The following is a 1286-nucleotide window of genomic DNA, read 5'->3' as shown; positions in this document are numbered from 1 at the left end:
CCGGATAACGAATTCATGAACAAAATCAAATCGTCTCTTCGCCCCGCGCATCGTTCCCCTCAAGCCGGCTGATGTCCTTCAGCACGACCTCGGAATCCCAAAATCAGGCGTTTTCGAGTCCGGGAAAATGAGGGGATTCATGAGGCCGTCCACCCCACCACGCCAGTTCAGAATACTTTCATCAAGCGAATCATCGCCCCAAAATCTTGCGAAAAGTTGTTTTCGACTGAAACATCGTGGTCCACTTGAAAGAGGATCTGTGAGGTCGGTGTTACGAACGTGCTCAAGGCCGCTCTGACTTTAGTCACATACGCGTCTCCAAGGGACATTCCATCCAGCCTCTGCTCACCGCCGTACGTGTGGCTCACACCGATTGAAGCCACTGTTGTGGGGGTGACATTATAGTTTAGCCATGCAAGCGCGGTAAACGACGGATCCTGCGTCAGCCTGCCACCGGAAGGTACAGCATCGTTGTTATCTCCGTAGAACGTTACATCGGCCACGAGATCGACAGATATCTTATCGTACACCCTAGCGTGAAAACCAGGCTGTATGGCAAAACTCCAACGATTGTCACCTAGATTAACTGATGTATTTCGGTCATAACTTCCAGTAGGTATGTTAAGATAGTTTGCAACTCCGAAATATATCTCGTTCTCCTTATTGTTAATTGGCCATATTGTGAATACTAATGTTGTATTTCCAAGAGCGAAATGATCGTGAGTTAGCGGCGCGCCACCGATCTTTACGTCACTGAAGCCACCAAAAGGTTGAAGTATGTTTATATCGGCGATCATCCCGGCTAAATCGAAGTAACGAACGTACCTCGCAATCGCGATATTCGATTGCAAGCTTGAATTTTGAACCTTATTTCCTTCAGAATCAACGTATTCATTCGACATTCCATATGCGTAGTACAACAACGCGAGATTTGTACCGGCCGGGGCAGGTACAAAATCAAATGGCTGCGCGTCCACCGCATGTGCCTTTGGCACCGCAGCAATGAACGACAATATCATGAGTGTCCCGACGATGAGGCGCTTAGACATGTTATTTTCCTCTCCCTACGTTCAGATTTCTGCTTTGTGATTAGATGCTCGGGGAAGCGGGACCCGAGTTGCGATGCTCGGAGTTGATGTTACGGTACCAGGACGGCACGTCCGATAATCTCTCCTTTTTCCAGGCGGTTCAGGTTGTGGCGCTCACGGCCCGGTGCGATCAGCGGCGTGATCTCGGTCTCGGCGCAGGCCTCGACATTGGCCTGGCTGAAATAGCCGCTGTCGGCC

At 50.1% G+C, this 1286-nt stretch carries 1 protein-coding gene; it reads right to left on the bottom strand.

The features are described from left to right. Nucleotides 1-167: 167 nt before the first annotated feature. Nucleotides 168-1049, bottom strand: a complete 882-nt coding sequence (locus tag EDC64_RS23370) for a transporter (RefSeq protein WP_132036263.1) — start codon at nt 1047-1049, stop codon at nt 168-170. Nucleotides 1050-1286 lie beyond the last annotated feature (237 nt).

This window comes from Aquabacter spiritensis (genome assembly GCF_004346185.1).
Classification (GTDB): domain Bacteria; phylum Pseudomonadota; class Alphaproteobacteria; order Rhizobiales; family Xanthobacteraceae; genus Aquabacter; species Aquabacter spiritensis.
This window is presented reverse-complemented; position numbering and strand designations above follow the sequence as displayed.